Source organism: Allocellulophaga tsushimaensis (assembly GCF_055383085.1).
The window spans coordinates 2267279-2293505 of the sequence record NZ_AP039451.1 but is presented as its reverse complement, the minus strand read 5'-3'; the positions used below and the strand labels follow the sequence as shown (position 1 = coordinate 2293505).

General features: G+C 32.0%; 18 protein-coding genes. 3 read left to right on the top strand and 15 right to left on the bottom strand.

All coding sequences use genetic code 11. The features are described from left to right. Positions 1 to 15 precede the first annotated feature (15 nt). The 8 genes from ACZ451_RS09795 to ACZ451_RS09760 all read right to left on the bottom strand — a co-directional run bounded on the left by ACZ451_RS09795 (position 16) and on the right by ACZ451_RS09760 (position 12245). Positions 16 to 1635 carry a glycoside hydrolase family 32 protein gene (locus ACZ451_RS09795; protein ID WP_464211885.1) on the bottom strand — a complete coding sequence of 540 codons (1620 nt, stop codon included), beginning with the start codon at positions 1633 to 1635 and terminating at the stop codon, positions 16 to 18. Beyond that, positions 1625 to 2950, bottom strand: a complete 1326-nt coding sequence (locus ACZ451_RS09790) for a sugar porter family MFS transporter (protein WP_464211883.1) — start codon at positions 2948 to 2950, stop codon at positions 1625 to 1627. Before ACZ451_RS09790 ends, ACZ451_RS09795 begins: the two co-directional genes overlap by 11 nt. 251 nt (positions 2951 to 3201) lie before the next feature. Continuing rightward, positions 3202 to 5364 (bottom strand): methylmalonyl-CoA mutase, encoded by a 2163-nt coding sequence (gene scpA, locus ACZ451_RS09785; RefSeq protein WP_464211881.1) that lies wholly within the window; start codon positions 5362 to 5364, stop codon positions 3202 to 3204. After that, the gene (locus ACZ451_RS09780; protein ID WP_464211879.1) at positions 5354 to 6724 is read right to left on the bottom strand and encodes a methylmalonyl-CoA mutase subunit beta; all 1371 of its coding nucleotides are present in this window, start codon (positions 6722 to 6724) and stop codon (positions 5354 to 5356) included. The genes scpA and ACZ451_RS09780 overlap by 11 nt, the downstream gene beginning before the upstream one ends. Before the next feature lie 10 nt (positions 6725 to 6734). Further along, the gene (locus ACZ451_RS09775; RefSeq protein ID WP_464211877.1) at positions 6735 to 8276 is read right to left on the bottom strand and encodes an acyl-CoA carboxylase subunit beta; all 1542 of its coding nucleotides are present in this window, start codon (positions 8274 to 8276) and stop codon (positions 6735 to 6737) included. A 29-nt stretch (positions 8277 to 8305) separates the two neighbouring features. After that, a complete protein-coding gene (locus tag ACZ451_RS09770) occupies positions 8306 to 9778 on the bottom strand; it encodes an acetyl-CoA carboxylase biotin carboxylase subunit (protein ID WP_464211875.1) in 1473 nt (490 codons plus the stop codon). A gap of 122 nt (positions 9779 to 9900) precedes the next feature. Next, positions 9901 to 10389 carry an acyl-CoA carboxylase biotin carboxyl carrier protein subunit gene (locus tag ACZ451_RS09765; protein ID WP_464211873.1) on the bottom strand — a complete coding sequence of 163 codons (489 nt, stop codon included), beginning with the start codon at positions 10387 to 10389 and terminating at the stop codon, positions 9901 to 9903. Positions 10390 to 10664: 275 nt separating this feature from the next. After that, complete coding sequence (locus ACZ451_RS09760; protein ID WP_464211871.1) at positions 10665 to 12245, bottom strand: S41 family peptidase; 1581 nt, start codon at positions 12243 to 12245, stop codon at positions 10665 to 10667. A 100-nt stretch (positions 12246 to 12345) separates the two neighbouring features. Between ACZ451_RS09760 and ACZ451_RS09755 the strand changes: the two genes are divergently transcribed. Together ACZ451_RS09755 and ACZ451_RS09750 are read left to right on the top strand one after the other, a co-directional pair. Next, positions 12346 to 12981, top strand: coding sequence for a SanA/YdcF family protein (locus tag ACZ451_RS09755; protein WP_464211869.1), 636 nt, complete (start codon positions 12346 to 12348; stop codon positions 12979 to 12981). A 1-nt stretch (position 12982) separates the two neighbouring features. Then, entirely contained in the window at positions 12983 to 14245 is a 1263-nt protein-coding gene (locus ACZ451_RS09750) for an NRAMP family divalent metal transporter (protein WP_464211867.1), read from the top strand. Here the strand turns inward: ACZ451_RS09750 and ACZ451_RS09745 are convergent. The 7 genes from ACZ451_RS09745 to ACZ451_RS09715 all read right to left on the bottom strand — a co-directional run bounded on the left by ACZ451_RS09745 (position 14222) and on the right by ACZ451_RS09715 (position 24745). Beyond that, positions 14222 to 16150, bottom strand: coding sequence for an OmpA family protein (locus ACZ451_RS09745; RefSeq protein WP_464211865.1), 1929 nt, complete (start codon positions 16148 to 16150; stop codon positions 14222 to 14224). The genes ACZ451_RS09750 and ACZ451_RS09745 overlap by 24 nt on opposite strands. A 13-nt stretch (positions 16151 to 16163) precedes the next feature. Next, positions 16164 to 17171 carry a PorP/SprF family type IX secretion system membrane protein gene (locus ACZ451_RS09740; RefSeq protein WP_464211863.1) on the bottom strand — a complete coding sequence of 336 codons (1008 nt, stop codon included), beginning with the start codon at positions 17169 to 17171 and terminating at the stop codon, positions 16164 to 16166. A 1-nt stretch (position 17172) separates the two neighbouring features. Next, complete coding sequence (locus ACZ451_RS09735; RefSeq protein WP_464211861.1) at positions 17173 to 20031, bottom strand: T9SS type B sorting domain-containing protein; 2859 nt, start codon at positions 20029 to 20031, stop codon at positions 17173 to 17175. 101 nt (positions 20032 to 20132) lie between these two features. Next, positions 20133 to 21017, bottom strand: coding sequence for an ACP S-malonyltransferase (gene fabD, locus ACZ451_RS09730; RefSeq protein WP_464211859.1), 885 nt, complete (start codon positions 21015 to 21017; stop codon positions 20133 to 20135). A gap of 115 nt (positions 21018 to 21132) precedes the next feature. Further along, positions 21133 to 21645 (bottom strand): gamma carbonic anhydrase family protein, encoded by a 513-nt coding sequence (locus ACZ451_RS09725; protein ID WP_464211857.1) that lies wholly within the window; start codon positions 21643 to 21645, stop codon positions 21133 to 21135. 119 nt (positions 21646 to 21764) lie between these two features. Continuing rightward, complete coding sequence (locus ACZ451_RS09720; protein ID WP_464211855.1) at positions 21765 to 22496, bottom strand: LytR/AlgR family response regulator transcription factor; 732 nt, start codon at positions 22494 to 22496, stop codon at positions 21765 to 21767. Positions 22497 to 22534: 38 nt separating this feature from the next. After that, a complete protein-coding gene (locus ACZ451_RS09715; RefSeq protein WP_464211853.1) occupies positions 22535 to 24745 on the bottom strand; it encodes a tetratricopeptide repeat-containing sensor histidine kinase in 2211 nt (736 codons plus the stop codon). 221 nt (positions 24746 to 24966) lie between these two features. Here ACZ451_RS09715 and ACZ451_RS09710 point away from each other — a divergent pair, with 221 nt between their 5' ends. Next, on the top strand, positions 24967 to 26157 hold the full coding sequence (locus ACZ451_RS09710) for a vWA domain-containing protein (RefSeq protein WP_464211851.1): 1191 nt from the start codon (positions 24967 to 24969) through the stop codon (positions 26155 to 26157). The last annotated feature ends 70 nt before the right edge of the window (positions 26158 to 26227 follow it).

The following is a 26227-nucleotide window of genomic DNA, read 5'->3' as shown; positions in this document are numbered from 1 at the left end:
ATTCTGGATATTATTCTATTGAAACGCTTTAATTATTACGTTTTCTAATCGCACGTTTTCATCTGATGTAATGATTGATAATGTCTCAAATGGTTCATTTGGAAAAAATATCTCTGTCATCACAGTTTCTCCTTCTTTATAAAAAACTTCTATTGAAGTTTTATCCAATAGCACATGCATTTTTAACGTATCAGAAATATTTTCTGCCTTTGCTTTTGATATGTTATTAGCAAATTTATCTGAAAAAGTAACCATTCCTGCTTTTTGCCTGTTGATAAAATACTGTTTTTTAAGCGCATCAATTCCAAATGAAAGACTATCTCCAAATTGATTATGAAATAGGAATGTATATGTATTTTTACTTATATCTTTAATATCTAATTGGATACTTAAGCGTGATAAGTCTACTTCTTCTTTAGATGTAATTACCCCTTGCTTATGTATAACCAAAGAATCCTTAATAATGGCTTTGGCATGGTATTTAGATAATTCAGAAACTGGAGTTGAAGCCAATAAATAGTTATCCTTATTTTTTATAAGCTTAAGCTCTCTAGGTATGGTCATGGTGCTTCTCCATGTTTCAGTAGGTACATCTCTGGCGTATTCCCAATTAGACATCCAGCCAATAAATAATTTTCTGGCATCTTGTTCAGGAATATTAGACCATGTTACGCCTGCATAATTATCTCTTCCATAGTCTATCCATACTGCATTTTGTTTCTCTAATTGTGTTTTAAAATCAGCATCAAGTGTAAATTGATGACCATCAAAATCCCCTACAAAATACTGCGTACCACTTCCCCCGTTTGGAGCCGCTGGGTTTATACTTACAATTAATATCCATTTGATTTTATCAGTTCCATCAATTTTTACAGGAAACAAATCTGGACATTCCCACACACCTCCATGTTGTCCTACATCTTTCCCAAAATCAGATTCAAAATTCCATTCTTTTAAGTTAGTTGAACTGTAAAACATAATCTTATTAGCAGCTGCTAATACCATAATCCATTTATTACTTTTATCGTCCCAAATCACTTTTGGATCTCTAAAATCTTTAATCCCAGGATTAGAAATAACTGGATTTTTATCATATTTAGTCCATGTTAATCCCTCATCTAATGAATATGCAATCGCTTGGGTTTGAAAATCTATTTCTCCAGCACTTTCGCCATCCATATTGTGGTAAGTATACATAGCTACAATTGGCGTAACACCCTCTTTTCCAAAACCAGAGGTATTATTTTTATCAACTACAGCACTTCCTGAAAAAATAAGCCCTAAATCGTCAGGATAAAGCGCAATAGGTTGTTCTTCCCAAGCAATCATATCTTTACTAATAGCATGCCCCCAATGCATTGGACCCCATACATTACCATCAGGATAATATTGAAAATACAAATGATAAGTACCATTAAAATAAAACATACCATTAGGATCATTCATCCAATTTGCTTTTGGGGTAAAATGAAAATTAGGTCTGTATAATCTTTCTTCGATACTATCATTACCTTCTAATGTAGCTATTGATGCTTTTTCTTCTTTTTTAATATTTTCTTTACAACTCATAAAAACTCCAAAAATTAAAATGATTAAAAAAATATATTTGGTATAGCATTGCTTTTTATTTTTCATTTCGTATTAATTTTTCACTTAATTCTTCTAATGTTTTTCCTTTTGTTTCTGGCATCATAAAAATTACAAACACTAATTGTAAAACCATCATTATAGCAAATATCATAAAAACAACTCCTGCTCCGATAGTTGAAAAAAGTACTGGAACTAAAGAGGGTATTATAGCAGCCAAAACCCAATGCGTTGAACTTCCAAAAGCTTGCCCTGATGCTCTTAAATGATTTGGGAAAATTTCGGAAATAAATACCCAAATAACAGCTCCTTGCCCAATAGCATGCGATGCAATAAACATAAATAAGAATATTGGAACTGCTAAACCTTCCCATTCTAAAAAGAATGCCATTGATACCAAACTTAATGAAATGATGTAGCCAAAAGAACCTACATACATTAATAATTTCCTACCTAATTTATCAATTAAAAAAACGCCTAATAATGTGAATATTAAATTGGTTATACCGATACCAATACTACTTAGTAATGCTGTACTTTCTCCTAAACCAGCTTCTTCAAAAATTCTTGGCGCATAGTATAAAAAAGCATTTATACCTGAAAATTGATTAAACATGGCTATTAAAAAAGCGAGAATAAGTGGAAAGCGGTATTTTTTCATGAAAATGTTTTCTCCGGAAGTACGGCTTTCATTTTCTTTTTTTACCGCTAACATTAACTTTTCGGCATCTTCATCTGGATTAATAACACCTAGCACTTTTTTAGCTTCTTCTAATCTATTTTTTGAAATTAACCATCGTGGGCTTTTTGGAACAGTAAAAACAAGTAAGGTATAAACAAGTGCAGGAAATGCTTCTACTCCAACCATCCAACGCCAAGCATTTTCACCTATGCTGCTCAGTAAATAATTAGATAAAAAGGCTATTAAAATCCCTAAAACAATATTAAACTGGTATAATGCTACTAACCTACCTCTATCCTTTGCAGGAGAAATTTCAGAAACATAAGCTGGAGCAGCAATAGTTGAAGCGCCTACACCAACGCCTCCCAAAAATCTAAAAAAAGCAAAGGTATAAGGATCATTAACCAAAGAAGAGCCAACTGCAGAGATAAAATAAAATACGCCAATCCAAATTAATGTTTTCTTTCTTCCTAAAGTATTGGTTGGTATACTACCAAAGAATGCTCCAATAACGGTACCCCACAATGCCATTGCCATAACTACAGAACCATGAAAAGCATCAGAAGAATCCCATAACACTTGTAATTTTTTATCTGCTCCAGAAATAACAACTATATCAAACCCAAAAAGAAATCCAGCTAAAGCGGCTGTTATAGACCAAATTAATATCTTATTATTCATAATTCAGTTTAATTAATTTGTAAATGTGCTAGTCAAATTAATTAAACTTTATAATGATGATAAATTATAGCTAATAAATCATTCATAAAAAGTACGAAAACGTTTTCGGGTATCTTAAGATAACTTACATGTAAAAATTGTCAATGTTAGACAGCAAAAATCAACTCAACAAATGTGGTATATGACTTAAATCAATTTCAATTTGTACTAAAACGACCTAATTGTTATAATATGATTTTTAAATTTCCTTATTATTCAATTAAAATATCCAATAACTGAATAGCTGCATCGCTTATTTTAGTACCTGGTCCAAAAACAGCTACAGCTCCTGCATCAAAAAGAAATTGATAATCTTGTTTAGGAATTACGCCTCCAACAATGACCATAATATCTTCTCTATCATATTTTTTTAATTCAGCTATTACAGCAGGCACTAAGGTTTTATGTCCAGCAGCTAAGGATGATACTCCAAGAATATGCACATCGTTTTCTACAGCTTGTTTGGCTGCTTCTTTTGGGGTTTGAAATAAAGGACCAATATCTACATCAAAACCTAAATCTGCATAGCCTGTTGCTACTACTTTTGCACCTCTATCATGACCATCTTGTCCCATTTTTGCAATCATAATACGTGGTCTACGCCCATCTTGCTCTGCAAAACGGTCTGCCATTTCTTGTGCTTTTTTAAAGCTACTATCGTCTTTTATTTCTTTTGAATACACCCCTGAAAAAGAATTAATTACGGCTTTATGTCTTCCAAAAACCGTTTCTAATGCGCTACTAATTTCTCCTAATGTAGCGCGTTCTCTCGCTGCTTCAACCGCTAAAGCTAGTAAATTTTGACTAGCAGACAAATTTTGATCTCCCGCTTTCATTTTTAATTTAGCTGCTGCTGTTAATGCAGATAAGGTATTTTGAACTGCATTTGTATTTCTTGATTTTTTAAGGCTTTCTAAACGCTCTAACTGCTGTTTTCTCACCTCTTTATTATCTACTTCTAAGATATGAAGTTCATCTTCTTCTTCTAATTGAAATTTATTAACGCCTACAAGCACATCATGGGTACTATCTATCCTAGCTTGTTTCCGTGCTGCCGCTTGTTCTATTCTCATTTTAGGAATACCTGCCTCAATAGCTTTTGTCATTCCGCCTAAACCTTCTACCTCTTGCAACAAGTCCCATGCTTTGTGTACTAATTCATCTGTTAAATATTCTACATAGTAACTCCCTGCCCATGGGTCTACTGTTTTGGTAATTTTAGTTTCTTCTTGCAGAAAAATTTGTGTTTCACGAGCAATTCGTGCAGAAAAATCTGTAGGTAAGGCAATTGCTTCATCTAAAGCGTTGGTATGCAAACTTTGAGTACCTCCAAAAATAGCAGCGTTAGCTTCAATAGTAGTACGCGCCACATTATTAAATGGGTCTTGCTCTGTAAGACTCCATCCACTGGTTTGACAATGGGTACGTAAAGCTAATGATTTATCGTTTTTAGGGTTAAATTGTTTCACCAATTTAGCCCACAGCATTCTGGCAGCACGCATTTTAGCAATTTCCATAAAATGATTCATTCCTACACCCCAAAAGAAAGATAAACGTGGAGCAAAATCATCAATTTTTAAACCTGCTTTTAAACCTGTTTTTATATATTCTAAACCATCTGCCAAGGTATAAGCAAGTTCTAAATCTGCTGGTGCTCCTGCTTCATGCATATGATAACCAGAAATACTAATGCTATTAAATTTTGGCATCCATTGGCTGGTATATTCAAAAATATCTGCTACCAATTGCATAGATGGTTTTGGTGGATAGATATAGGTATTCCGAACCATAAATTCTTTTAAAATATCATTCTGAATAGTACCTGCTAATTGCGCTAAAGCTACGCCTTGTTCTTCTGCTGCAACAATGTAAAAGGCCATAATTGGAAGTACAGCACCATTCATTGTCATAGAAACCGACATTTTATCTAGCGGAATTTCATCAAATAATACTTTCATGTCTTCTACAGAATCTATAGCTACACCAGCTTTACCCACATCTCCTACTACTCTTTCATGATCGCTATCATAACCCCTATGGGTAGGTAAATCAAAAGCTACAGATAAACCTTTTTGCCCTGCTTTTAAATTTCTTTTGTAAAAAGCATTGCTTTCTTCTGCCGTTGAAAAACCAGCATATTGCCGTATTGTCCAAGGTCTACGAACATACATAGTACTATAAGGACCACGTAAATAGGGTGGTATCCCTGCAGCAAAGTTAAGATGCTCTGCTGTTTCGATATCATTTTTTGAGTAGGTAGTTTTTATAACAATTTGCTCAGCAGTTTCAAATTCAGATTGTGCTAATTCAACATCCTGAACTTTTGATACAGATTTTTTTAGACTGAGATGTTGTATATCTTTCCTACTGCTCATTTTTAAGTCTTTCTTGTTCTATATTTTCAGCCAAACGCTTTTCTAGTATGGGCTGTATCAAAGTTTTTCTAGGATTTGTTTTCAGAAAAGGATACAACTCAATAGTCTCTTTCATTTTATCATTTTGATTTTGATATTTATTTGTCCCTACCAAAACAATCTCCTTAGCGCTATTGAATTTCTTTTGCTCTTTTTGAGCACTTTCTTCTATTTTTTTTTGAATAATTCCTTTTTGCAGTTGTTTTAAAAACCCTCCATCTTTTTCTATTTTTTTAAATAGCGTTAAAGCTTTTTCAGCTAATTGTTGGGTTATACTTTCAATATAATACGTACCATCTGCAGCATTTGCAACCTTATCAAAATAACTTTCATTTTTTAAAAGCAATAATTGATTCAATGCAATTCGGCTACCAAAATCATTATCCTTATGATAAATAGCATCATAAGAGAGGTTAAATACGGTATCTGATCCTCCTAAAACAGCAGACATACATGCGGTGGTTGTTCGCAGCATATTGGTATTATAATCGTATAACACTTTATCTCTTTTTGTAGGTATGGAAACAATATGACAGTCTCCAGAAATATCATATTCCGTAGCCAAAGTGTTCCACAATATTCGTAAGGCTCTAAGCTTTGCTATTTCAAAAAAATAATTACTCCCTATAGCCATCTTAAAACTAAAAACTTGGTCTTTTATATTTTTTATCTCATTAAGATATTCATTAGCATGTGCTAAAGCAAACGCCAGTTGTTGCACCATATTGGCTCCAGCATTTTGATAGTTGGTAAGATCAATACTAATATTATTTTTAAAATTATTGGCCAATATTTTATTTAGGCTTGCAAAATCTTTTTCCAGATTCTGAAACCAATTTCCAGAACGCGTTAAATTCCCAATGGGGTCTATATGTAAATAAACGGCATCATTGTTTTTGCCAACATAATTTTGAAGTCTTTCTATAAATTCCATCGATAAAAACTCCATATGTAAATGAATAGGGGTTTTCCATAAAGCGATGCCTTCTAAAAGTTTAGGTATCTCAATTTTAGTAGATGGCAGAATAAATTGTATGCTTTCCGCTCCTTTTTCCAGAGCTTTTAGAGCTTTTTCATTTGCAATAGTAGCATTAGCAGCATAAATACTTTGTCCTATATTCCAAACAGATGTATTTTGTGTTTTTGGAGTAATTTTTACTTCATCTTCAGCATTGTAAAAAGGTTTCACTTTTATACCTTCTGGAGTTTCCCATACCAAACTTTCATTGTAATCTGCTCCCTTAAGATCAAACTGTATTTTCTGCTTCCATTGTTTTGCAGAAACAGGTGAAAATTCATCAAATAAAGGCTTTTTACTCATTTACACTATATTATAATGGAATATTACCATGTTTTTTCTTTGGCAAGTTAGCTACTTTATTTTGAAGTACTGCATAGGCTTTTATCAATTTTCTTCTTGTATTTTTAGGAAGAATCACTTCATCAATAAACCCTCTTTCTGCAGCACTATATGGATTGGCAAATTTATCTGCATATTCGCTTTCTTTTTCTGCTAATTTCTCAATTGGATCAGCAGCAGTATTGATTTCTTTCTTAAAAATAATTTCACTTGCTCCTTTTGCTCCCATTACTGCAATTTCTGCTCCTGGCCAAGCATAATTTAAATCGGCCCCTATGTGTTTAGAATTCATTACATCATATGCCCCGCCATACGCCTTACGCGTAATTACGGTTACTTTAGGTACCGTTGCTTCACTTAAAGCATACAACAATTTTGCACCATTAGTAATAATTCCATTCCATTCTTGGTCTGTACCTGGGAGAAAACCTGGCACATCTACTAGTACTAAAAGTGGAATATTAAAACAATCGCAAAAACGTGTAAAGCGAGCTGCTTTTTTGGAGCTATCTACATCTAAAACTCCTGCTAAACTCATTGGTTGATTTGCCACTATTCCGATACTCTTACCTCCTAAGCGCGCAAAACCAACAACGATATTATCGGCATACTCTTTATGAATTTCAAAAAAAGTTTCTGTATCAATAATTTCATTAACCACATGCCTCATATCATAAGGTTGATTGGCATTCTCAGGAACGATATCCTCTAATGCTTCGCGAACCTCATCATTTAGTTGATATGCAATATCACTAGGAGTAGCCTCGCAGTTTTGAGGCATATAACTCAACATTTGCTTTATTTGATTAATGCATTGGATATCATTAGCAGCGGTAAGATGAGTAACACCAGATTTTGTAGCATGTGTGCTAGCACCTCCTAATTCTTCTGAAGTGACTTCCTCATTGGTTACTGTTTTTACTACATTTGGCCCTGTTACAAACATATAACTAGATTGTTCTACCATTATGGTAAAATCTGTCATTGCAGGAGAGTATACTGCTCCACCAGCACAAGGCCCCATAATTGCAGATATTTGTGGTATTACTCCTGATGCCATTACATTTTTATGAAAAATATCAGCATACCCTCCTAATGAGCGCACTCCTTCTTGTATCCTTGCACCTCCACTATCATTTAAGCCTATTAAGGGCACACCAATTTTCATGGCCATATCCATAACTTTACAGATTTTTTCAGCGTGTGTTTCTGATAATGCTCCTCCAAAAACAGTAAAATCTTGAGCAAAAACACAAATTTGCCTTCCGCTTATTGTTCCATATCCCGTTACTACACCATCGCCATAAAAAACTTGTTTATCCATTCCAAAGTCTTTGGTACGGTGCGTTACTAAAGCGCCCATTTCCTCAAAAGAACCTTCATCTAATAAAAAATGAATGCGTTCTCTTGCGGTTAATTTTCCTTTGGCATGTTGCTTATCTATACGTTTTTGACCACCTCCTAAATGGGCTAATGCTAATTTATCTTCTAATATTTGTTTTTTGTCTTTCATTCTTACTATTCAATATCGATTTGGAATGATTATGCTCTATTTTTTTTCCAATTAGCGGAAACAACAGCAGGTTTTTTTACTATTTTTTTGTCCTCTAAGTATAAGTGAAGCCCTACCAAAGCAGCAATTTTTTGTTCATCTTCATATTGCTGCTCTATTTTTTCTACGGAATAATAATTTTTAACAAAATGAGTATCAAAATTACCAGAAATAAAGGCCTCATGTTCACATACAAATTTCCCAAAAGATAAAGTTGTTGCCACACCTTCTACTTTATAGTTATTAATTGCTTTTATCATTAATTGTATTGCTTCATGTCTATTTTCCCCATAAGTGATTAATTTAGATAGCATAGGGTCATAATATATAGGCACTTCCATTCCTTCTTCAAAGCCATCATCAACTCGTATCCCTTCTCCTACCGGAATTTTATAGGTTGATAAGGTACCTATACTGGGCATAAAGTTATCTGTAGGGTCTTCTGCATACACACGTACTTCTAGTGCATGCCCTTTAATACTTAGATCATCTTGAGTAAATGTTAACTTTTCTCCACGAGCTACTTTAATTTGCTGCTCTACCAAATCAACGCCAGAGATTAATTCAGAAACTGGGTGTTCTACTTGTAACCTTGTATTCATTTCTAGAAAATAAAAATTTAGGTGCTCATCTAATAGAAATTCTACTGTTCCTGCTCCAACATAATCACAAGCTTTTGCCACTTTTAAGGCTGCTTCTCCCATTGCTTTTCTAATTTTGGGAGTTAACATTACGGAAGGGGCTTCTTCTACTACTTTTTGATGCCTCCTTTGTACACTACATTCTCGCTCAAAAAGATGAACGCTATTTCCATGTGTATCTGCCAAAACTTGAATTTCTATATGTCTTGGTGAAGCTACATATTTCTCTATAAAAACAGCTCCATCACCAAAGGCCGCTTCTGCCTCACTAATGGCTCTATCCATCTGCTCAGGTAATTCGTCTAGGTTTTCCACTACACGCATTCCCTTTCCACCACCACCTGCTGAAGCTTTTATTAATATGGGAAAACCGATTTCTTGAGCTATTTTTTTAGCCAACTTTATATCTGTAATAGCTTCTTCTATACCAGGCACCATTGGAATATCATAGTCCCGAACCGCCTCTTTAGCTGCTAATTTATTCCCCATAACCTCAATTGCATGTGGTTTGGGACCAATAAATGTAATGCCGCTGTCTTCTACCATTTTAGCAAAGCTTGCATTCTCACTTAAAAAACCATATCCTGGATGTATGCCTTCTGCTCCTGTACGTGTGGCAGCTTCTATAACTTTTTCCATGACTAAGTAAGATTCTGATGAGGGCGCCTTCCCTAATAGAACAGCTTCATCTGCATATTTAACATGTGGTGAATTTCTGTCTACTTCTGAATATACTGCAACCGTTTTGATTCCCATTTTACGGGCTGTTTTCATAATACGCAATGCAATTTCACCTCTATTCGCTATTAGTATTTTTTTCATTTATGCTGAATTTGTTTCAGTATCTTTTTTTAGTTCTTTTATTCAATAATCGAGATTTAAATACTCTTAGGTTTTTCTAGAATTCATTAAAAAAATGTCTCGTAAGCTAGCTTCAAAATGGCTTATTCCATTTCAATAATTAGTTGCCCTTTTTCTACAGGTTCATTTTTTTTAACCATTATTGCTTTTACAATACCTTCTCCTTGAGAAAGAATTATATTTTCCATTTTCATAGCCGATAAAACTAATAAAGGCGTGCCTTCTGAAATTTCTTGTCCTACTTTAACCATAATGGACACAATAAGACCAGGCATTGGTGCTTTTATCGCATCAATTTTTAAAGTGTTGTGTGCTAATAATCCCATTTTTTTCACTTGTAGATCATACTCATCTTCAATTTTAACTTTATAGGTATTTCCATTTACTAATAAGACTATCGTTTTATCAGTAAGATTAGAATGGGTTACATTAACTTTATATGCCTTATTTTTCTGCAATAAGTGAAAATTTTTAGTATCAATTCTACTTATATCTAGCATTTCTACCTGCTTTTTGGTTACAGGTATTTCTTTTTCATTTACCGTAACGAGATAGTCTTTCAAATCATTCATACTAAGGCAATATTTTAAATTTATGTACTAAAGGTATTAAAAATTAATTTTAATATTACCCCTCTAATATTACTCATTTTAACTAAGTATAAGATTACTTTTTGTGAAGTATTTAATAGTAGAGGTAGCGCCAAATTAAAGTCATAAATACATGATAATTTTAAAATATAAAGAATTGTATCATTACTATTTTAAATTTGTATTCAACAATTTGGTATCAGCTACTTTTATTTAGATATTTATCCTAGTTATAAATAAATTTTATTTGACAGTTTCTACTCTTCAATAGTAGTTAATATCCATTCTAATTCAGGATCTCTACCAGCTTCTCTATCTTCTTTTGTAGGAATAATTTCTTTATCGGGCTTTATACCATAACCATTTATTGCTGTTTGATATGGCGTTTCTATCTGAAATAAACCTATACTCATATTTATTTTAGAGGAGGGTAGTTTATTATTTTTAAAATATCCAGCAACTGTTCCATTATAATGTCCTCCTGTTTCTTCACCTACAAAAAAAGCTCGTTTAGTAGCATGCAAATTGGTTGATAGTATAGAAGATGCTGAAAAGGAATTTCCATTAATTAACACATAAATCTTTCCTTTAAAATTAATAGGATTAGGTTTGTATTCTGTTTTAGAGCTCGAAAATTTGTAAAATTTAGTGCCTTTTTTTCTACTACTCTTAACTAAATCTATAAAAAATGAAACTGGGCTAGCTAAAACACCAATTACATTTACTTTACTACCTCCATGAATTACTGTTTTAGTTAGTGGAAAATTTACTAAGCGTTCACCTTTTTTAATAAACTGAAACTCTTCTGATACCAAATAAGAATATAATTTTGCAATTTCAACCAAGCGTCCACCGGTATTATCTCTTAAATCAATAATTAAATGAGAAGCTTTTACAGAATCAATTTTTTTAAAGCTCTCTTCATAAAAATCTTTATACCCGCCATTAGTAAAACTTCTAATTTTTAAATACGCAATGGTACTATCCTTACCCATAAAGTTTAAGTTTCTTGTGTATTGCTTTCTAGATTTAATATAACCGTACTTGAAGTTATCTTTCTGTTTTTCTTTAGCTTTTTTCTTTTTTAATTTTCTTTCTACTTTAGTTAGCTTTGGTGCCTTTTTTATTTCTAGCGAATCATTACTCAACGGTTTTTTATTTGTTGAGTCTTTAGGTATCCTTCTAAACATCTTTGTATAAAGAGAGTCTTTATTTTTAAGGGTAATTGATATACTATCTAATCTTCCTTTATCTCTAAAATACATTCTAGAAAAACGTAATGCTGTAAACCTATCCTTAAAAGTAGTATTGTAACCATCAGAAGAAAATAAAGTTTTATACTCTTTTAATAACACTTCAATAGGTGTATCATTAATTTTAATGACCTCATCACCTACAATAGTGCTATCTATACCTTGATAATTTTTTACTAAAAAGGCATCTTCAACTTTTTCAAAATCTAAATCATAAAATTCAAACTTATTTTTATTAAATTCTTTACGCACTTTTTTAGCATATCTTTTTGTAGGAGGTGCTATAGAGATATGTCCTTGTCGTACCTCAGCTATTACAGGAGCTAATTTTTTATAAAACTCTTTACTTGTTAGCGGCGTACTTATGGTTTGTTTAAGACTATCAATTTTATAATCTAATACTGCTTTTGCGACAAACTGGTATAGTTTAGGATGATGCCTTTGTAATATACGATACGCTTTATCTGTATCTTTTTGTAGCGCTGCAATAGAATGCTTAGCACTAATCTGCTGGTTATGCTTTTGCACGCTAACGCAAGAGAATAAAAGAATTGAGGAACAAATTAAAAATAATTTTTTATTCATAAGGTTTAAAATAAATGGTCTATGACTTTAACGTACAATTTACTAAGAAATAAGCAAAAGCTAGTGTTGATTTAATTAACTTTATACTTTTATAAAGTAGATGCGAAAAAAAATTATTTATAGTTTCTCAATTCTAATACTATTACTACTAGTACTTCTTATAACTTGCAATACCATAATAGCTAATAGCACAGAGGAGAAAACATTTTCTAATATTAATACTATTGCTAGCAACAAAGTTGGCTTAGTTTTAGGCACTTCTTCTCATTTAAAAAGTGGCGTTGCAAACCCGTATTACACTTATAGAATTAAGGCCACTGTAGCTTTATACAAAGCTGGAAAAATTAAATTTGTTCTGGTAAGTGGTGATAATAGAACTAAATTTTATAATGAGCCAAAAACTTTTAAAAAAGATTTAATTGCCAAGGGTATTCCTGAAGAAAGAATATTTTTAGATTATGCAGGCTTTAGAACCTTAGATTCTGTAATGCGGGCAAGATATGTTTTTGGCTTAAAAAATGTAACGATTATTTCTCAGAAATTCCATAATGAAAGAGCTATTTATATTGCTCATAAAAAAGGGATTAATGCAATTGGTTTTAATGCCAGAGATATTTCTGGAAAAAATGGACTTAAAGTACAGGTGAGAGAATATTTTGCGAGAGTAAAAGTATTTTTAGATTTATTGACTAATAAACAACCTAAATTTTACGGAGATAAAATTGAGATTAAATAATATGAGTAGTTTTAAATCTTTTTTAAGAATTTTAGGACCTGGACTCTTATTTGCCAGTATGGCCATTGGCACCTCTCATTTAGTTTTATCTACTAAAGCTGGTGCACAATATGGCTGGATTATGGTTATCCCAATTATTTTAGCAAATATTTTAAAATATCCATTTTTTGAGTTCGGAGTCCGATACACAAATATTACAAACAAAACAGTAATAGAAGGATATTTAAATAGAGGACGTGGTTATTTATGGTTTTATGCATTAATAACAATAGTAACCACTTTTACAATATTAGCTGCTTTATATACCGTTACAGCTGGATTATTTATAAATCTATTTAAAGTAGATTTTAGTGTTAGTGAAACTGCATTAGGCTTATTTGCATTTATTAGTTTATTGTTAATCATTGGAAAATATACTTTCCTAGAAATCTCTTTAAAATTTGTAGTTAGTATATTATTTATCGCTTTAATTTCTACAACTGTACTAGTTGTTTATAATGGCCAGATTACTCCTGAGGCTAATTTTATCCCTCCTACAATTTTTAATGAGGCTGGAGTGCTATTTCTAATAGGTTTAATGGGTTGGATGCCAACTACAGTAGAAGCATCAAGCTGGGTTAGTTTATGGAGTATTGAAAAATTTAAAAATACCTCTAAGCCAACTTTAAAACAAGCTTTGCAAGAATTTAATTTAGGATATATTTTAACAGCAGTCTTAGCTATTTTCTTTTTAATTATTGGTTGGATGACATTATATGGTTCTAACACAAAAATTAGTGATAGTGCCGTAATTTTTTCAGATCAATTAATTACATTATTCACTACAAATATTGGGTCATGGGCCTACATATTAATTGCTATAGCTGCATTTTCTACTATGTTTAGTACTTGTATGACGGCTCATGATGCAATTTCTAGAGTAAGTGTGGATATCGTAGAATTGTTGGCCAATCAACCTAAAAGCAAGCATAAAAAATATTTTTTTGCTATTGCTGTTATCGTTCTTGCAATGATTAATTTTATAGTAGTTGCAGCTTTTAAAGCCAATATGGGTAAATTAGTTGCACTAGCCACCTTTGTATCTTTTGTAGTGGCACCTATTATTGGATTCTTGAATTACAAAAACGTTACTAGTAATGATATTCCTATGGAATATAAGCCTAATAAAAGCTTAAAGATACTAACCTTTATAGGTATTATATTTCTGTCCTTATTTTCGTTGTATTACTTCTGGATTGTTTTAAAACAATATATTGTAATTTAAAATAACGATTAGAGATCTCCTATTCTGTTTGTGTAAAAAATCTAAACAATACACTCCATTTCTACATTTATTTACTAATTTATCTTCTCCATAACCAACAGCATATGAAATATTTGTAGTAGGCACTCCATTAGTAGTAAGGTATTTTTTAATACGATCTGCCCTTTTTTGAGAAATTAAAAAATTAGAACTACTTCCTCCACGACTATCTGTATGACATTCTATTCTTAACTGTAACTGCGGAAAGTTTTTAATAGCAGCTACTACTTTATCTAACTCAGTAGCTATTTCTGGAGTAATCCTGCTAGAGCCTCTTGCAAACCAAAATCTTTCTAGTTTAAAGACAGTTTGTTTTTCTTTCTTTTCAACTAAATCATCTATTAATATTAAATCAACATCTAGTTTTTTACCCGTAATTTCATTTAATTGTTCTTCATTGTAAGTTGATGTAAAATCTGCATGGCGTTCTTTAGAAACTTCTAATGTAATCTGTTCTTGCCAAGGAACCTCTATCCTATAATTACCCTCTTCATTAGCTGAAAGCTCTTTTAGAAGATTTTGATCTTTATCTAAAATTCTAATTTTAGCTTTACTTATTTCTTTTTTATTTTTTTTATTTACAATACTTCCACTAAAGACTAATGTTTTTATTCCTGGTTTTTCTTTTACCATAAAACCGTATACATCATCATTTCCTTTACCTCCTTTTCTATTAGATGAAAAATAACCTAAAAGACCACCTTGAGAATCATTCTTAATAATAAAACTAAAATCATCTGAAACACTATTTATTGCTCCACCTAAATTTAATGGAACACTATACTCTCCATCAGACAATTCATTTGCTTTATAAATATCCATACCTCCTAAACCGTAAAAAATATCTGATGCAAAATATAAACTTCCTTCAAAAACAAAAGGTGAAATTTCATTTCCAGGCGAGTTTATACGTGCTCCTAAATTTATGGGAGCTGACATGATCTGTCCATTATTTGTATGCACATAATAAATATCTGTACCACCATATCCATCACCGAAATCTGCTGCAAAATATAGCTTACTTGTATTTTTATCGTAAAAAGGATAGTAAAAAGAGGTGCTTAAATCTCTGAGCAAATATCTAAATACTCCTTTTGTATTTCCTAAGCCTATCGCGAGTGCATTCTTACCATTCTCATCAAAGGTTAACTTTCCGTTTTCAGCATTAGATAACATATATAATACTGCATTTAATTTTTCCACGTAAAAAGGAGTTGCCTTATGAAAATTAGAACTAGGAATTTCTTTAAAAACTTGAGGGGCATTAACATTGCCATCCGCATTTATTTTTCCATGAAAAATATCCAAATACGCTTCTCCGGAAGGGCCATAAGTTTTCTTTTTACCTTGTGGCCTTCCACTGGTAAATAACAAGTCTTCTTTATAAAAAGAAGGGGAGAAATCTGCTTGAGGACTATTAAAATTACAATTAAAAATTTTATAGTCTAAGGCATTATTTTCATCAGACTCTAATAATTTATAATTAAGCTCCGAGTTCTCTAACAATTCATCAGACAAAAAATTAGAAGTATTTTTTAGAAAGGTTTTTACCGTTTTTAAACTATCTGTTTTACCGATAGTTAATATCAACTTATTAATATAGGTATTAGATAAAGTACTGTCTCTTGCGTAAATAAGTTTATATAATGTAGATGCTTTTTTATATTGACCTGTTTTTAAATAAGCGTCAGCAAAATTTAATGTTTGTTGATTGGTAAGTGGTCTGTCTTTTGATTCTTTCGTGTAAGCCTCAATTGCTTTTTCATAAGAATACTCAAAAAAGAAAAAATCTCCTTTTGATTTCTTTTGCGCAAAACCTAATGTAGATAACATTAGAAAAAATAATATAATTCCTTTTAGTTTCATTATACTTTTATAATTAGAAAAACCTTGGAGAATCTATCTGCTTTGGTTTCTTTTTAGAATTATGGTTCTTAGTTCTGTTGTTTTTTGAATTGGATTCACCTACACCTAAATTAAATTTAAGGATTGCTTCGTGTGACCCATTGTTAAAAGCTCCTAAAGCATTGGTATCATAATCATATGAATAGCCAAAAAACATATTTTTAGAAATTTGCACCCCTACTAGACCACTTACAGCTGCATCTAGCCTGTAGGAAGCACCAACAGTTACAATATTATTAATTAAAAAATTAGTGGATAAATTTACATTTAAAGGGAGCCCATCGGTATAATTTAATAAAAATGCTGGTTTAAATTTTAAATTTTCTGATAAATCAAAAACTACACCACCTATAGCATTAAACTGTATAGTATCATCTAAAAAATTAATAATATCATTATTATTAGATAAGCTGGTTAAAAAATTAGGAACGGACACTCCTCCATACCAATTATCACTATATAAAAACAAGCCTGCACCTATAGTAGGATAAAAACCACTGATTTCTTGGTCTATATTTAGTAGCAAGGGCTCATTTATATCTTCAAAATTGCCTCTAGAATAATCCACATTTAAAAGAGCTCCACCAGCATCTAAGCCAAAAGAAAGTTTTGTTACTTCAGATACGTTTATTTCATAAGAATAGGCGATATCTATAAAAGTTTGTGTAGTAGGTCCCAGCTCATCATTAACAATATTTAAACCTAAACCTGCATTTTTTCCACTAAAAGGTAAATTAGCTCCAAATCGTATGGTTTTAGGTGCTCCTTGAACAGAAAGCCATTGTGAACGGTATGCTAAAGCTATTTCTGTATTTTCTACAGTACCCACATATGCTGGGTTAAAACTTCCTATATTGTACATATATTGTGTATACTGAGGTTCTTTTTGCGCATAATTCACTTGTGCAAAAAGGCAAAACAATATTGTAGATACAATACATTTTATAGTTATCGAATACTTCAATTTATAAGTTGTTCTCATATTATCTTATAATTTGAATCCATCCTGTAGTTGTTTCAGAACCATCTCCTAAATTTAATATATAATAGTATGTTCCTTTTGGCACCTCTCCATTTTTAGTTGATCCATCCCATGTGTTATCATAACCATTAGCCTGAAAGATCTGGTTTCCGTATCTATCGAAAATTTCTATAAAAGCATTTGGAAAATTTTCAATACAGTTAATTCGTAATAAGTCATTAACACCATCTCCATTAGGTGAAAACTGATTAAATAAAAGACCACATACATCACTAGACCTTATAATAACAGCTACAGTTATGCTAGCAATATTATTAGAAATATTATCATCTTGCGGAAAAGAGGCTATTATTGCTGCTGTATTTATAAAATCTCCTTCATCTAAAACCTCAGCTACGATAATTAACGTATTAGTTTCACCTGCCTCTATTTGTTCTGTGATTCTCCAAATTCCATTTTCTGGATTGTAATTTCCTATTGAAGTTACATGGGAAATATACCTAAACCCTCTAGCATCATCTAACTGTTCAATTATATCAGCACCAAAAACTACATCTTGGCTAAGATTTGCTAGTGTTATGGTAAAAATAATTTCATCACCTATTTCTGGTCTTTGTATATCTACCTCTTTAGTTATTTCAAGATCAATAGGATCTGGCATACAATTTGCAGAAATTTCAGGATCACAGGCATCTAATGGATCACTTCCCATACTTTCTTCATCTCCGTCAGTAAAACCATCTCCATCGGTATCACATAAGCCTACAGTATTGTCTGGTACACATGGATTTGTATTTCCTGGATCTTGTTGATCTATAAAACCATCCATATCTGTATCTAAAATATTAGAATCTAGAATATCTAAGATAGCATCCCCATCTTCGTCATTTGGATTATCTAAATCGCCCCCAATTTCATCTGCATCTAATAGCCCATCACCATCCGTATCATTAGAATTAGGGTTACTTCCAATACTATCTTCGTACTCATCACTAAGTCCATCATTATCTGCATCTCTAATGCAATTTTGCACTGTAACGGTTAATACAACAGATTTATCTTCACAAGGCGCAACAGCTGTATTTGTAGTATATGTAAATTGATAATCTCCTGGAGCAACACCATCAAAATCTACTGTATTATCATTATTAATGACTAAGCTATTAGAAGGATCAGTTGTAATACTCCAAGTTCCAGCAGCTGTATCTGTAGTTAATCCATTATCTAAATCTATAAGAGACGGGTTTGTTGGTGAGCCCGAAACATTACATGCCATTAGGGTTCCATTGGTGTCTGCAATAGGTTCAATATTGATTGTTGCTATAACAGGTTGCCTACCAGAAGTACATCCGTTAGCTGATGCTTCAACGAAATAAGTGGTAGTTACATCAAGGTTAGGTGTTGTAAAATTTAAACCATTGGTTAAAGAAATTGTACTGGTTTCAGTTTCGTACCAATTTACAGTACTCCCAACTGTAGCGGTAACGCTTAAAGTTATCACTCCTGAACCGCATAATGAAACTTCATCTACACTCAGAATTTCAGGATTAAATACACGTACTAAAGAAACAGATAGGACAGCACTTGCGCAATTATTTGCTTCATCTAAAAAAAATGCAAAAAATGTACCAGGCTGGGTTATCACTCTATTGCTCTCATCTACATAAGCATTTGTTCTTCTAAAATCTGAACTTCTACTCCATATTAATCTAGTACCTAAAGGTGGTGTATCATTTGTATATTCATTTAAATCTTGACTAAAAGTACTTCCATTATCCACACAAAATGTTGTGGGCACTGATGTATTTAATGTTGGTGGTAATATACCAGCTCCACAAGGTCTACAATCTGTAACATATATTGGAATGGTTATACTTTCTCTAGGGCATGCTGGGGCTGCTGCAAAACTTGGTGTATAGGAAAATTCGTATGTGCCAGGTGGTAATCCATTAAAATTTACTTGGTTTGTACTCGTGTCTATAGTAACAGCAGCGCCAGATGGAAATGAAACTGCATTCCATCTTCCTCCGGGCGTTTCGCCATCAATTGCCGCATCTAAATCTATGATAGTTCGTATACCTAATGGATTACTTGCATCGTTACATCTAATATTATTGTTATTTGCTCTACCAAGAGATGGCGGAGTATCAAACGTTAAGGTTGGTACTGCAACTACCGGACTTATACAAGGTCTACCATTACTATTAGAAAAATAAAATCCAAAATAATCTCCCCCTACAGTTACGATAGATGATGGTAAAAAGGAAGCAGAATCATTAGGATTGGGATTTAAGCTAGTACTCCATCTAAGCGTTGTTAAAGGTGGTGTATTACTTGTTACAAAAGCAGATAAATCTACCTCCATACCAGAACAATATCTCGTTGGTATTGGTAATTGCAAGGTTGGGGCATTTGGTCCTGCTTCGCAACCATCATTATCTATGATAGCTACAGATGCATTACTACTACTATTATTTGCAATAATAAAAGATGAGTTATCGGAAGTTAATAATCTAATGACAACATCTTCATTCCCTTCAAAAACAGCATCATCAATTGGAACTACGGTTAATTCAGCAATTCGTTGCCCATTTGGGATTAAGATTGAGTTACCTAAACTGATATAATCAGAATCAGGTATTGCTGATCCTCCAATAACATAATTAATAGTTACAAAATTACCCGAATTATTTACGGAACCTAAATCTATACGAAAAACTCCTAAAGAAGTGATATTATTTTCTTCATTAGATGTATTACTATCATTTGGTGAGGAAATGGTTACTGTAGACTGGCTATAACTAATTACAGATAATAGAAAGAGTATTCCAAAAAATAGATGTCTTTTATAGCTTTTCATTATTTAAAAATATACAGTAAAATCTAAATTACTCATAAAATAAGTACTGGTTTTTAATTAACAGTCAAAATGCACTTATTTCGGTTTAAAAACTTACACTATTATTCTAATACTACAGGAGAAGTTTCTACTGAGGCATCTATCTTTTTAACCAAACCTTGCAATACTTTGCCAGGACCAACTTCTGTAAATTGTGTTGCCCCATCTTTAATCATATTTTGTACACTTTGTGTCCATTTTACTGGAGCGGTTAATTGAGAAATTAAATTTTCTTTTATTTCATTAGACTCGGTTACTGCTATTGTTGTAACATTTTGGTAGATAGGACAAACTGCCTTTGCAAAATTTGTGTTTTCTATGGCTGCTGCTAATTCTTCACGAGCTGGCTCCATTAATGGGGAATGAAAAGCACCACCCACAGGTAAAACTAATGCCCTACGAGCTCCTGCTTCTTTTAATTTTTCGCAAGCTGTGTTAATAGCCTCTACTTCTCCAGAAATTACTAATTGCCCTGGGCAATTATAATTAGCAGCTACTACAATTCCTGATACTTCTTTACATATATTTTCTACTACATCATCTGCCAATGCTAAAACAGCAGCCATAGTACTTGGTTGCAATTCACAAGCTTTCTGCATGGCTAAAGCTCTTTGTGAAACTAATTTTAAACCATCTTCAAAATTTAAAACACCATTTGCTACTAAAGCCGAAAATTCCCCCAAAGAATGCCCTGCTACCATATCTGGTTTAAAAGCATCTCCCATAACTTTACTCAGGATAACAGAATGTAAAAAAATAGCTGGTTGCGTAACTTTTGTTTGTGTTAAAGCCTCTTTGGTTCCTTGAAACATAATATCAGTAATACTAAAACCTAATATAGTATTAGCTTGCTCAAAAAGTTCTTGGGCTATAGGGTACTTTTCGTAAAGATCTAAGCCCATTCCTACAAACTGTGCGCCTTGACCTGGAAATACATATGCGTTCATCTCTATGTTATTTTTAGGGCGATAAAAGTACTAAAGTTAACTGGCAAGCACAAGTATCTATTTCAAAAGGTTTTTACGCCTCTTATATCCAAAAAAACAGTTCTTAAAGAAGCAATTATTCTTTGAACCATCCAGAGTACATCACATAACTTTCTGCAATACGGTCTATTTCTCCTTTGCTTAATTCTGGACTAATATCTTTTATTTTTTTTGCAGGCATTCCTGCAAATATGGTCCCTGATGGCACATGGGTTCCTTTAGTTAATACAGCCCCAGCAGCAATAATACTATTAGATTCTACAATACAATTATCCATAACTATGCTGCCCATACCTATTAAAACATTATCTTTTATAGTACAGCCATGCACAATTGCATTGTGCCCTATAGAAACATTATTCCCTACTGTAGTTGGTGATTTTTTGTATGTAGCATGCAGCACGGCCCCATCTTGTACATTTACTTTATTCCCCAATTTTATAAAATGTACATCGCCTCGTAATACCGCATTATACCAAATACTACATTGGTTCCCCATAGTAACTTCGCCAACAATAACAGCATTTTCTGCAATAAAACAGTCTTCCCCTATTTTGGGAGTTTTATTATTAATGGTTTTTATGATCATAAAAAAGGTTTCAGGTTTGAAAAGATTTAAAGTTATTTAATTTTAATACTCTGAGTAAATTTAGTAAAAGAAAAATAGTTGCATTTTAAAACTGAAGTTATAAACTTCCTAAACCCTTTTTATTCAAAAAAAGCTAAAAATTCCTTTTTCTTTGAGGCAGATACTAATAATTCTTTTCCATTAGAAACTACAACGCTACCCCCTTTACCTTTTTTATAATGAATTACCTCATTTACATTTACTAGATACGATTTGTGAATTCTAGCAAACTGAAAACCAGACAAAGCATCTTCAAAATATTTAAGTGTTTTACTTACTACTATCTTTTTATGCTCTAAATAAATCTCTGTGTAATTATCATCTGCCTTACAGTACAAAATCTCTGAAACATTTAATACCTGAAAGCCATCTTGTTGTGGAATTGTAATCTTACCATCAACTTTTTTTAGTTTTGGTTGTAAAACCCTGTCTTCTAGTGCATCTTCTTTTACTCTGATTTCGGTAACATAGTCTACTGCTTTTATCAGTTCATCTATATTTATAGGTTTCATTAAATAATAGGCTGCATGGTTATTTAAGGCATCCATTGCATATTGATTATATGCGGTTACAAATACGGTTTCAAAGGTACGGTCAGGCACTTTATCCAAAAGATCAAATGCATTACCAAACGGCATTTCTACATCTAAAAAAATAAGATCTAAATTATGCTTTTCAATAAGAGCAAGTCCTTCTTTAATACTACTCGCCTCGTCTACTAAATTTACATTTTTGCAATACTTAGCCAAATAATTTCTTAGAATCTCTCTACTATTTGCTTCATCCTCTACTATAATTGCATTTAATTTCATGTATTCTAAATTTATGATGGCTTAACTATTAAATCAAATTAATCTTTATGTAATGTAAAAATTACTTTTGTCCCAGAACCATCTGTTTCTAAATCCGCAATAACTACATCAACTTTATCTTTATACATATCATTTAAAATGGTAATTCTTTTTTTGATATTCCCCATTCCTTTTGATTTCTGTTTTTTCTGATGTACTGTTTTTAGTTCTGCTGATTTTACTCTTCCTATTCCATTATCAGAAATTGTAATTTCTATAATTTCTGATCCTTTCTGTTTTAATTCAATTTTTAAAAATCCCTTTTCTTCTTTGTAACGCAATCCATGCCAAATAGCATTTTCTATATACGGTTGAAGTAGCATTGGAGGAATTTGAAAATCTGAAATCGCAATATCTTCATGAACCGTAATTTCATAATCAAACTTATCAGAAAATCTAGAATGTTCTAATTTAGTATACAATTCTAAGAGCTCTAATTCTTTGCTTAGGGGGATAAAATCTTCTTCAGAATTCTCTAAAACAGCACGCATTAAAGTAGAAAACTCACTTAGGTATCTATTAGCACTACGCTCATCGCTCTTTGCGATATAATTATTTACAGAATTTAAAGCATTAAAAATAAAATGCGGATTCATTTGTGAACGTAAAGACTTTAAGGCCAATAAATTATTAGCTAATTTTTGTTGACGATTGCTTCGGTAGAAAAAATATGCTGTTAAACCTAATAACAGCATGGCAACGCCTAAAGAATAGATCACTAATTTTTGTATTTGGTTATTCTGCTGTACTAATTGTTGGCTTGTAAGTGCTAAATCATATTTACTTTGCGATAATTCCTGCTCTTGCTCTAAGCTGCTTATTCTACTCTGTTTAGAAGCTATTTCTCTATTAAAACGAGCAGCTCTAGAAATTTCCTGCTCTTTACGCCTGTACAAGGTATCTACTACAGTAACATATTTCTGATACGTTTCTAATGCTTTATTAAACGCTCCTATATTTTTATAAACTTCAGATAGCTTACGGGTAGCATCTTTTTGTACTACCAAGTCATCTTCATCTTCGGCATCATCTATACTTTCTTCTAAATATGGTATAGCCTCATCATTTTTTCCTTGTAAAATATAAGCATTAGCTATTTTATAATTAATACGTTGCGAAGAAATAGAATCTGGAGAAATTGTAGTTCCAGCAGAAAAAGAAGTTCTCCCTAATGATGATATATCTTCTAGAACTTTAATACTATTTTTACGGAGTTCTATCTCTTTATCATATTCATTTTTTTTATTGTAAAAATCGGCTACTTTAGCTTCTTCTTTTAAATTTCGTGCAGGTGCTTCTTTTTTAGATAGGTTTAAAGAGTTCCCATAATAAGTTTCTGCTTGTTCTAATTGATTATCAGCTACATATGCATCTGCAATTTTAGAATTTAGATCCGTAATTTTAGGTCTAATAAGGTTTTTCTTTGCTATATCTAGCCCTTTTTGATAATTAGTTATTGCTTTTTTAGCATTTCCTAAACCTAAATAAGCGTCTCCTAAGCCTTCGTAGATTTTAGCTTTATCAAAAGGGGCGTTTTTTTTAGTCTTTACAATCCTTAAAAAAGTACTTTCCGCTTTTTTAAACTCTTTATTTAACAAATAACTTTTACCCAATAACAGACTTGTTTGTATGTTGTTATTAGATTTTAACGCATCTTTATAATTCTTAATGGCTAAATCATATTGTTTATGATATTGATATACTTCTCCTAAACTAGTTAATGATTTTGCTAAAGCTTTTTTATTCTGATTTCTTCCTAAAGCCGCAATAGACTGGGTAATAAAATCAATACTTTTTTCAATATCTCTTTTCTTGTACAGCTTGGCAGAATCTAAATAAGCCTCGTGAATTGAAATTGTTTTCTTAGAAACACTTCGTTTATCCTTATATTTAAAATCTTCATCATAATCTTTCACAGAAACATCTACATCTTCATCACTATTAATGATATAAAAAACAGTATCAAAAGAAGGACTATCAAAACGAATTTCATCCCCTATAACAGCATTTATTTTATACTTACCAAATGTATCTGTAACTTCGTACCCTCCACTAGTAGTTGTAACAACTACACCTGGTATAGGTATTTTATCTTTATAACTTTCTACTTTTCCCTTTATCACAACAGTTTTTCGGTTCAGTAATGTTTGCGAAAAACCAAACGAACTAAAAAGTAATAATAGAATACAACTGTAATATAATTTGCTCATATTTTATACCTCTAAGTAGTATAACAGGATAAACTTAGTTGATTTATATGATATTAAAAAATGACAATCTTTCTGCAGACCTCTTAATATCATCACTTTTTAGCATTTTACAAACTCAAAAAGCAACTTTACGCATCCAAAATACCATTTAACTCATTGGATGTTTTTTTAGAAAAAGTTTGCCGATAGTTTTACAGCATAATCAAAAAACAATAGAAGTGATGAAATATATTAAACAAATTGGAATGAGCTTACTTTGCTTATCCTTAAGTACAGTTTCTGCTTGTGAGTCTAAAAAAACTAATAAAACAATTATAGCACAAGCTAATGCTGAAGACCACAAACACAAAAGTAACACTGTACAAATTGCATTGTTACTAGATACAAGCAATAGTATGGATGGGCTTATAGAGCAAGCTAAAGCACAATTATGGGATATTGTAAATAAGTTTGCTTATGTTAGGGCAAAATGTGGTAATGATCCAACTCCGGATTACATTAGACCAGACTTACAAATTGCATTATACCAATACGGAAATGATGGTTTATCTTCTAAAGAAGGTTACATACAACAAGTATTAGGTTTTAGTGATGATTTAGATGAGATTTCTGAAAAACTATTTTCTTTAACCACAAATGGTGGTGAAGAATATTGTGGTGAAGTTATACAGACTTCTCTAAAACAATTAGAGTGGGGTAAAAACCCTGATCATCTTAAAATGATCTTTATTGCTGGTAACGAACCCTTTTCGCAGGGAAAATTAAACTATAAAGATGCTACTACAAATGCAAAAGAAAAAGGCGTTGTAGTAAATACTATTTTTTGTGGAAATTATGAACAAGGTATCTCTGGTCATTGGAAAGATGGTGCACAACAATCTGGTGGCGACTATTTTGCCATAGATCATAATAAAAAGCTTGTACAAATAGATACGCCTTATGATGATGTTATTATACGATTAAACAAAAGATTAAATACCACTTATATTTCTTATGGCTATTTAGGAGCAAGTAAAGTACAAAACCAATATAAGCAAGATTCTAATGCTATGGAATTAGAAGAATCTGTAGCTATAAAAAGAGCCGTAAGCAAAAGTTCTAGATTGTATAGCAATGCGAGCTGGGATTTAGTAGACGCCGCAGAGGATAAAGAATTTGATATTAGTAAAATAAAAAAAGAACAATTACCTGTAGAATTAAAATCAAAATCGAACAAAGAAATTGAGATTTATATTACTCAAAAGAAAAAGGAACGCATTCAAATTCAGAAAGAAATTCAAGAATTAAATACCAAAAGACAAGCTTATATTGCTAAAAACCAAAAAGATGGAAATACTGGAGAATTAGAAAATGCTATGATCAGTGCTATAAAAAAACAAGCTGAAAAAAAATCATATAAATGGGATGAATAAAGTATAGGGGTACTTAATCCTTTTTAGTTGTTGGTTTTTTTATAATAGGCTTATTGCATTTTGCAATGAG

Coding starts and splice junctions, on each gene's coding strand:
- ACZ451_RS09710 (WP_464211851.1), top strand. CDS start 24,967: ATGAAATATATTAAACAAATTGGAATGAGCTTACTTTGCTTATCCTTA.
- fabD (WP_464211859.1), bottom strand. CDS start 21,017: ATGAACGCATATGTATTTCCAGGTCAAGGCGCACAGTTTGTAGGAATG.
- ACZ451_RS09745 (WP_464211865.1), bottom strand. CDS start 16,150: ATGAAACTAAAAGGAATTATATTATTTTTTCTAATGTTATCTACATTA.
- ACZ451_RS09750 (WP_464211867.1), top strand. CDS start 12,983: ATGAGTAGTTTTAAATCTTTTTTAAGAATTTTAGGACCTGGACTCTTA.
- scpA (WP_464211881.1), bottom strand. CDS start 5,364: ATGAGCAGTAGGAAAGATATACAACATCTCAGTCTAAAAAAATCTGTA.
- ACZ451_RS09755 (WP_464211869.1), top strand. CDS start 12,346: ATGCGAAAAAAAATTATTTATAGTTTCTCAATTCTAATACTATTACTA.
- ACZ451_RS09775 (WP_464211877.1), bottom strand. CDS start 8,276: ATGAAAGACAAAAAACAAATATTAGAAGATAAATTAGCATTAGCCCAT.
- ACZ451_RS09765 (WP_464211873.1), bottom strand. CDS start 10,389: ATGAATGATTTGAAAGACTATCTCGTTACGGTAAATGAAAAAGAAATA.
- ACZ451_RS09740 (WP_464211863.1), bottom strand. CDS start 17,171: ATGAGAACAACTTATAAATTGAAGTATTCGATAACTATAAAATGTATT.
- ACZ451_RS09780 (WP_464211879.1), bottom strand. CDS start 6,724: ATGAGTAAAAAGCCTTTATTTGATGAATTTTCACCTGTTTCTGCAAAA.
- ACZ451_RS09770 (WP_464211875.1), bottom strand. CDS start 9,778: ATGAAAAAAATACTAATAGCGAATAGAGGTGAAATTGCATTGCGTATT.
- ACZ451_RS09735 (WP_464211861.1), bottom strand. CDS start 20,031: ATGAAAAGCTATAAAAGACATCTATTTTTTGGAATACTCTTTCTATTA.
- ACZ451_RS09725 (WP_464211857.1), bottom strand. CDS start 21,645: ATGATCATAAAAACCATTAATAATAAAACTCCCAAAATAGGGGAAGAC.
- ACZ451_RS09715 (WP_464211853.1), bottom strand. CDS start 24,745: ATGAGCAAATTATATTACAGTTGTATTCTATTATTACTTTTTAGTTCG.
- ACZ451_RS09720 (WP_464211855.1), bottom strand. CDS start 22,496: ATGAAATTAAATGCAATTATAGTAGAGGATGAAGCAAATAGTAGAGAG.
- ACZ451_RS09790 (WP_464211883.1), bottom strand. CDS start 2,950: ATGAATAATAAGATATTAATTTGGTCTATAACAGCCGCTTTAGCTGGA.
- ACZ451_RS09795 (WP_464211885.1), bottom strand. CDS start 1,635: ATGAAAAATAAAAAGCAATGCTATACCAAATATATTTTTTTAATCATT.
- ACZ451_RS09760 (WP_464211871.1), bottom strand. CDS start 12,245: ATGAATAAAAAATTATTTTTAATTTGTTCCTCAATTCTTTTATTCTCT.